The sequence below is a fragment of the Rubrivirga sp. genome, assembly GCF_049648075.1.
Classification (GTDB): Bacteria; Bacteroidota; Rhodothermia; order Rhodothermales; family Rubricoccaceae; genus Rubrivirga.
The window spans coordinates 1-5,728 of record NZ_JBARYR010000698.1; the positions used below are offsets into that span (position 1 = coordinate 1).

Below are 5,728 nucleotides of genomic sequence, written 5' to 3' on the forward strand. Positions count from 1 at the left end.
GCGCATGACCTTCCCCCGTTCTCGCCTCCCACACCCGTGCACCTGACTTCTGAGACCGTAGAGTCGCTCGTGGAGCAGCTCTCGAAGCTCCCGCCGATCGGCCGAAAGACGGCACAGCGGCTCGCCGCGTTCATCTTGAAGATGCCCCGTGAGGAGGTCGTCGAGATCGCCAAGGCGATGGTCGCGGCGAAAGACCGCGTCAAGACGTGCTCGGTCTGCTTCAACGTGACCGACCTCGACCCGTGCCCGGTGTGCAGCTCCGAGCGCCGCGACAAGAGCGTGATCTGCGTCGTCGAGGAGCCGTCCGACGTGATGGCGCTGGAGCGGACCGGCGAGTTCCGGGGGCTCTACCACGTGCTCGGAGGCGTCATCTCCCCTCTCGACGGCATCGGCCCCGACGACCTCCACATCTCGGAGTTGATCGCGCGCGTGGCCCAGACGTCCTCGAGGACGGCCGTCGCGGAACCCACCGAAGGCTACGACGGCCGCGGCGCCGACCTCGAGAGCGAGGACGCGCCCGTCCAGGAGGTCATCCTGGCGATGAACCCGAACGTCGAGGGCGACACGACGGCGTACTACGTCGGGCAGATGCTCGCGCCGTTCGGCGTCACCGTCTCACGGATCGCGCGAGGACTGCCCATCGGCGGCGACCTCGAGTTCGCGGACGAGGCGACGCTGAGCCGCGCCCTCGAGGGCCGGGCGGGGATGTAGCAGGTCGGCCTCGGGAGAGGGTTTTGGAACCAACGTTCCAAAAACTTGTTGCAACGCACGTTCCTCCCTGTCCGCTAGTGAAAGCCGCCGTCACCGTTGTCCGCGTCCTGCTCGGTCTGATCCTGGTCGCCTCCGGCATCGCCGGCCTCTTGGGCAAGGTGCCCCCGCCGGATCCCGGCCCGGGCCTCGACTTCATGACGGCGCTCGCGAGCGGCGGTGTGATGACGACGGTCAAGGTGTTCGAGGTCGTGATCGGGCTGCTGCTCGTGTCCGGCCGGTTCGTCCCGCTGGCCTTGGTGATGCTGGTCCCGATCGCGGTCAACATCGTGATGTACCACCTCCGGTTCGACCCCGCCGGCGGCGTCGGCGCGTACGTCGTCGGGGCGCTGACGGTGATCCTTCTGTGGGCCTACCGCGGCGCGCTGATGCCGCTGCTAGTCCAGAAGGCGGAGCCGCTCGCGACCCCGAGCCCGCTGCTGTGAAGCTGGGCATGGCCCCTCGGAGGCTTCTAGACCGCCGCTGGTACCTCCCCTCCATCGCCGATGTGGAGTCGCATTCCCGGCTCCCCGAGCGTTCGTCCTCGAGGACGGCGGACGCTCGGTCGAGACACGTCGGTGACAGCAAGCCTCGCTGCTTGCGCGGTGCTCTCGTCCACTACGCCATCATGTCGCGGATCGTGTCGGCGTAGGTCCGGCTCACGCGGACCGTCGAGCCATCCACGAGCCTCGCGAGGAAGCCGCCGGAGTTGTCGCGCTCCAGGGCGCGCAGCGCGTCGAGGGCGACGACCGTCGAGCGGTGGACGCGGGCGAACCGGGCCGGGTCCAGCCTCTCCGACAAGGCCCCGATCCCTTGGGACGCGAGGTACGTCCGCCCGTGGGTGTGGAGTTGGGTGTAGTCGCCGGCGGCCTCGGCCCAGATCACGTCCTGGACCGCGACCGGCACGAACACGCCGCCGTCCTCGACGAGCAGCCGCGCCGGGTAGGTCGAAGCTTGGCGCACCACCTCGACGACGCGCTCCGGGGCGGCCTCGAGGGCGCGGCCGAGGGCTTCATCGAAGCGGGCTTGGGTAAACGGCTTGAGCAGGTAGTCGACGGCCGCGACCTCGAAGGCGCGCACGGCGAACTGGTCGAACGCGGTCGAGAACACGACGGACGGGAGCGCGACGTCGCGGCCCTCGAGGTCGGACAGGACCTCGAAGCCGGTCAGGCCGGGCATCTGGACGTCCAGGAACAGCAGGCCAATGGGCGCGCCCGACGCCCCAGCCTCGAGGACGGCCTCGACAGCCTCCAGGCCGTTGGCACACTCGCCGACGACCCCGACGTCTGCGCCGGACCGCTCGAGGGCGTCCGCGACCATCCGGCGCGCGGGGGCTTCGTCGTCCACGATGAGGGCTCGCGTCACGACTCGGCAGGGACGGTGAACCGAGCTTCGAAGCCGCGCGCTTGTCCGTCGCCCGAGCCGGGCACGTCGAGGGCTAAGCCGCCGCCGAACAGGGCTCGCAGCCGGGCGTCCGTGTTGGACAGACCGACGCCGTTGGCTGCGCCGGCCTGACGGCTCTCGAGGTCGCCGGGGTGGAGGATTTCGGCAGGCGGGCGGCTCGGTCCGGCGCCGTCGTCGCGGACCATGATGTGGACGGCGCCCCCGGTCCGGCGGGCCTCGATGCGGACCGTTCCACCCTCGAGGGTGGGCGCAATCCCGTGTCGGATGGCGTTCTCGACGAGGGGTTGGACCAGCATGGGCGGGACCAAGACGTCGAGGGCATCGGCGTCGGCGTCGACCTCGACCTCGAGGCGGTCGCCCATCCGCTCCTGCTCGAGGGCGAGATAATCGCGGACGAAGTCGAGCTCTTCGCGGAGCAGCACCCGGTCCCGGCGAGCGGCGGCGAGCGTGTAGCGGACCAGGCCGGACAGCCGGGCGACCAAGTCGCGGGTCGCGCCCTGCTCGGCTGGAACGGAGGCGGCGACGGAGTTGAGCGTGTTGAACAGGAAGTGCGGGTCCATCTGCGCCCGAAGCGCGGCGAGTTGGGCGTCTCGGGTCGCCCGCTCGAGATCGGACTGCCGCGCTTGCATGGCGGCCTCGAGGCCGGCCTGGGCGCGGAGTTGGGAGACGTAGCGCCACGCGTGAAAGGCGCCGAACTGGGCGAGATAGACGAGCCCGGGGATGAAGATGTCCCACGCCTTCCCCTGGTCGCCCAGCACTCCGTAATCGAGGACGGGTGCGAGCGCTCGGTACGCGGCGTACCACGCCCACACCCACAACGGTAAGAGCGCGACGTGGGCCGCGACTTGGGACCGTGGACGCCCGTCGAGGACGCGGATCACGACCCACCACACCGGGACCGTCAACACCCCCTTCAGCCCGTAGTCGATGAGCGAGCGCGGTAGGAGCCCGACCGTCTCGTCGACGAACCGCGCGAGGCTCTCCTGGAGCGCCCATTGTTGGATGGTCGCCGAGTAGAACAGGGCGAGCACGACGTAGGCCGCCGCGACCATCGCGACGCCTTTCAGAGTGATCCGGGGCTGGGTCAGGTCCTCCATCGGAGTCGAATCTAGCTGGCTCACTCGGCCTCCGTGACCGTCGGCGCGACCTCGAGGTCGGTGCCTTGCTTGATGCGCTGTTCGATCTGGCGCGCGCACCCGAGATTGGCGAGCGGGTCGCACTCGAGGGCGAGGAAGCTGGCCTCGTAGCCGTCCTCGAGGACGCCGATGGCGCGGCCCGGGAAGACCGATCGGGGGCCGGTCTGCGTCAGCGAATAGAGGGCTTGGGCCTGCGTCATCGCTCCGATCTCGACCAAGGTCTCGGCCTCGCCAATCGCGCTCGTCGCACTCCCGTCCGTACCGGTCGCAACGAACACGCCGGCGTCGAGGAGCCGCCGGACGTTCTCGGCCCGCTGGGCTTGCCCAGCCTCTTTTCCCCCAAAGTCGCGGGCCTGGGCCACGCTGGCAGTCGGCGTCACAACGAAGTCGCGTGCGGCCATATGAGCCGCGAGGGCCGGGGAGATCACGAACCGGTCGTCGGCCCCGAACATCGGTGGCATGTGGGCGGCCTCGTTCGCGCCAGCATCGACGGCGAGCGCGAGGTCGGCGACGGTGTCGACGTGGACCGACGTCTGAAGCCCGGCTTCGCGGGCGAGCGCGACCGCGCGGCGGAACACGTCGGGCTGGAGCCCCTGCCCGCTCTCGTGGTCGAGCAAGAGCAGCTTGACGTGGTCGGGGCGCTCGGCGATGATGTCGGGCCACCGTCGTTCGAGGTCCTCGATCGTCGCGACGCCCCACGCGGCGATGCCGTCGAGCGAGTCGGGGTCAAGGTCCCGGTACACGCCATCCGCGAGACGTGCGTAGAGAGGGAACGGGTGGGCGCCGGGCGCGGTGATCCCGCCATGTGCGAACGCGACGTCGATGCCGCCCGGGTGGTTGACGTAGGGCGCGAGCCGGCGGGCGTAACGGGCGATGTTGTTGAGGTTCTTGACGTAGAACGTCCCGGCCTCGAGGTGGTCCGCGATGACCCAGTCGACGGCCCATTCGCCCTCGACACGGTGAACGTGGGCGTCGGCGAACGGCGGGACGACGTACCGGCCGCCGAGGTCAACGATGCGGGCATCGCGGAGGGGTCCGTCGACGAACACGCCGCCCTCCGCCCAGGTCGTGTCGCGGTCGGCGAACCGCTCGCCGTCGTACCACCGGCCGCCGACGTAGGCCGTCGCCGGCGCGTCAGGATTGAGGCGCGGGGTCCTGCCCTCGAGAGCGACGGGCTGCGCGTGGACGGCGGCGGCGAGCAAGAGGAGAACGACGAGACGCATCGAAGGCACGGGTACGGAACGAGCAGGCTGACGTGGGGGCGTTATCCGCGGACGAGTTGGACGTCGCCGTTGCGGGTCCGCAGGCGGATCGTCGGGCCGCCCGCGCCGAGGTAGAGCCGCGCCGACTCGCGCGCCGACCGGAAGCCCTCGATGCCATCGTCCTCAATGCCGCCGACGGACCCGTAGCTCGTCCCGGCGTCCACCAGCGCCGCGTAACGCTCGGGCACGACCAGGCGGACGTCGCCATTCCGCGTCGAGGCCGAGAGCCCGTCGCCGTCCCACGTCTCGCCCTCGAGGTCGATGACCACGTTCCCGTTGCTCGTCTTGGCCTCGACGTCGCCGGAGACGTCGGTGAGGCGGACGGCCCCGTTGTTGGAGTCGATGCGCAGTGTCCCGGCGACGCCCTCGACGCTCACCGAGCCGTTGTTGGTGCGCACGTCGAGGTCGGTGTCTCGCGGGACCGAGATCGTGAACGCGACCTCGACCCAGCCGCCGCCCTCGGTTACGGGCCGGAGCACGTCGCCGGCCTCGAGGACGGTCGCGGCGAGCAGGTCGGCGGCCGAGCGACCTCGGGAGTCGTAGGCGCGGACCTCGGCCCGGACCTCGATCTCGTCGCGGTCCCATGCGCGGACCGCGATGGCGCCGCTGACGTCGTTGCGGACGGTCAGGTCTCCGTCGGCGGGGAGCGTGAGCGTGCGGACCTCGCACTCGGACGGGCCATAGGCGTGGGCCGGCTGGCAGTCGGTGGAGGCGAAGGCGAGAAGGGCGAGGAGAAGCGTCACGGTGTCGGAGGAAGTGCTCGCCCGGACGATAGGAGAGCGCCGTCCTCGAGGACGAACCCCATCCGGCCAACCGCAGGATGCGTCGACGAGTCGCAGCGACCTCGAGGAGCCAGGGCTCGAGGACGGACCGAGCTAGCTTCCGCGCCGTGCTCCGGCTACTCCTCGCCCTCGTTCTCGCCGGACCGGCCGTGGCCCAGGCGGATACGACGCGGGCGTTGGGCGAGGTCGTCGTGGGAGACGCGCCACCGCGGGCCGGCGTCGAGCGCATCCCGATCGCGAGCGTCCTGACGCGCGACCCCGTCTCCGTCGCCGACGTCGCCCGACTTATTCCGTCCGCCGCCGCACCGACGAACTCACGAGGCCAGACGCTCCTGGCGATCCGAGGGGCAAGCGAGCGGCAGACCGCGATCCTGCTGGACGGCGCGCCCCTTACCGT

The 5,728-nt window shown here is 70.6% G+C and carries 6 protein-coding genes and 1 pseudogene; 3 read left to right on the forward strand and 4 right to left on the reverse strand.

Translation table 11 applies throughout. From position 1 onward, the window contains the following. Positions 1–36 precede the first annotated feature (36 nt). Positions 37–711 (forward strand): recombination mediator RecR, encoded by a 675-nt coding sequence (gene recR / locus WBA11_RS18465; RefSeq protein WP_424522107.1) that lies wholly within the window; start codon positions 37–39, stop codon positions 709–711. A gap of 77 nt (positions 712–788) precedes the next feature. Next, positions 789–1,193, forward strand: a complete 405-nt coding sequence (locus WBA11_RS18470) for a hypothetical protein (protein ID WP_424522102.1) — start codon at positions 789–791, stop codon at positions 1,191–1,193. A 172-nt stretch (positions 1,194–1,365) separates the two neighbouring features. Here the strand turns inward: WBA11_RS18470 and WBA11_RS18475 are convergent, their stop codons facing one another. Genes WBA11_RS18475 through WBA11_RS18490 form a run of 4 tightly spaced genes read right to left on the reverse strand, consistent with a single transcriptional unit; the run spans position 1,366 to position 5,292 of the window. Beyond that, positions 1,366–2,112: a LytR/AlgR family response regulator transcription factor gene (locus tag WBA11_RS18475; RefSeq protein ID WP_424522103.1), complete on the reverse strand. Its 747-nt coding sequence runs from the start codon at positions 2,110–2,112 to the stop codon at positions 1,366–1,368. Continuing rightward, entirely contained in the window at positions 2,109–3,272 is a 1,164-nt protein-coding gene (locus WBA11_RS18480; RefSeq protein ID WP_424522104.1) for a sensor histidine kinase, read from the reverse strand. Before WBA11_RS18480 ends, WBA11_RS18475 begins: the two co-directional genes overlap by 4 nt. Beyond that, positions 3,269–4,510 carry an amidohydrolase family protein gene (locus WBA11_RS18485; RefSeq protein WP_424522105.1) on the reverse strand — a complete coding sequence of 414 codons (1,242 nt, stop codon included), beginning with the start codon at positions 4,508–4,510 and terminating at the stop codon, positions 3,269–3,271. Before WBA11_RS18485 ends, WBA11_RS18480 begins: the two co-directional genes overlap by 4 nt. Positions 4,511–4,551: 41 nt before the next feature. Continuing rightward, entirely contained in the window at positions 4,552–5,292 is a 741-nt protein-coding gene (locus WBA11_RS18490) for a DUF4097 family beta strand repeat-containing protein (protein WP_424522106.1), read from the reverse strand. Between the two features lie 77 nt (positions 5,293–5,369). On the opposite strand from WBA11_RS18490, the pseudogene WBA11_RS18495 reads away from it, so the two are divergent. Further along, positions 5,370–5,728 (forward strand): annotated as a pseudogene (locus tag WBA11_RS18495) (hypothetical protein); the annotation flags it as partial.

Coding starts and splice junctions, on each gene's coding strand:
- WBA11_RS18485 (WP_424522105.1), bottom strand. CDS start 4,510: ATGCGTCTCGTCGTTCTCCTCTTGCTCGCCGCCGCCGTCCACGCGCAG.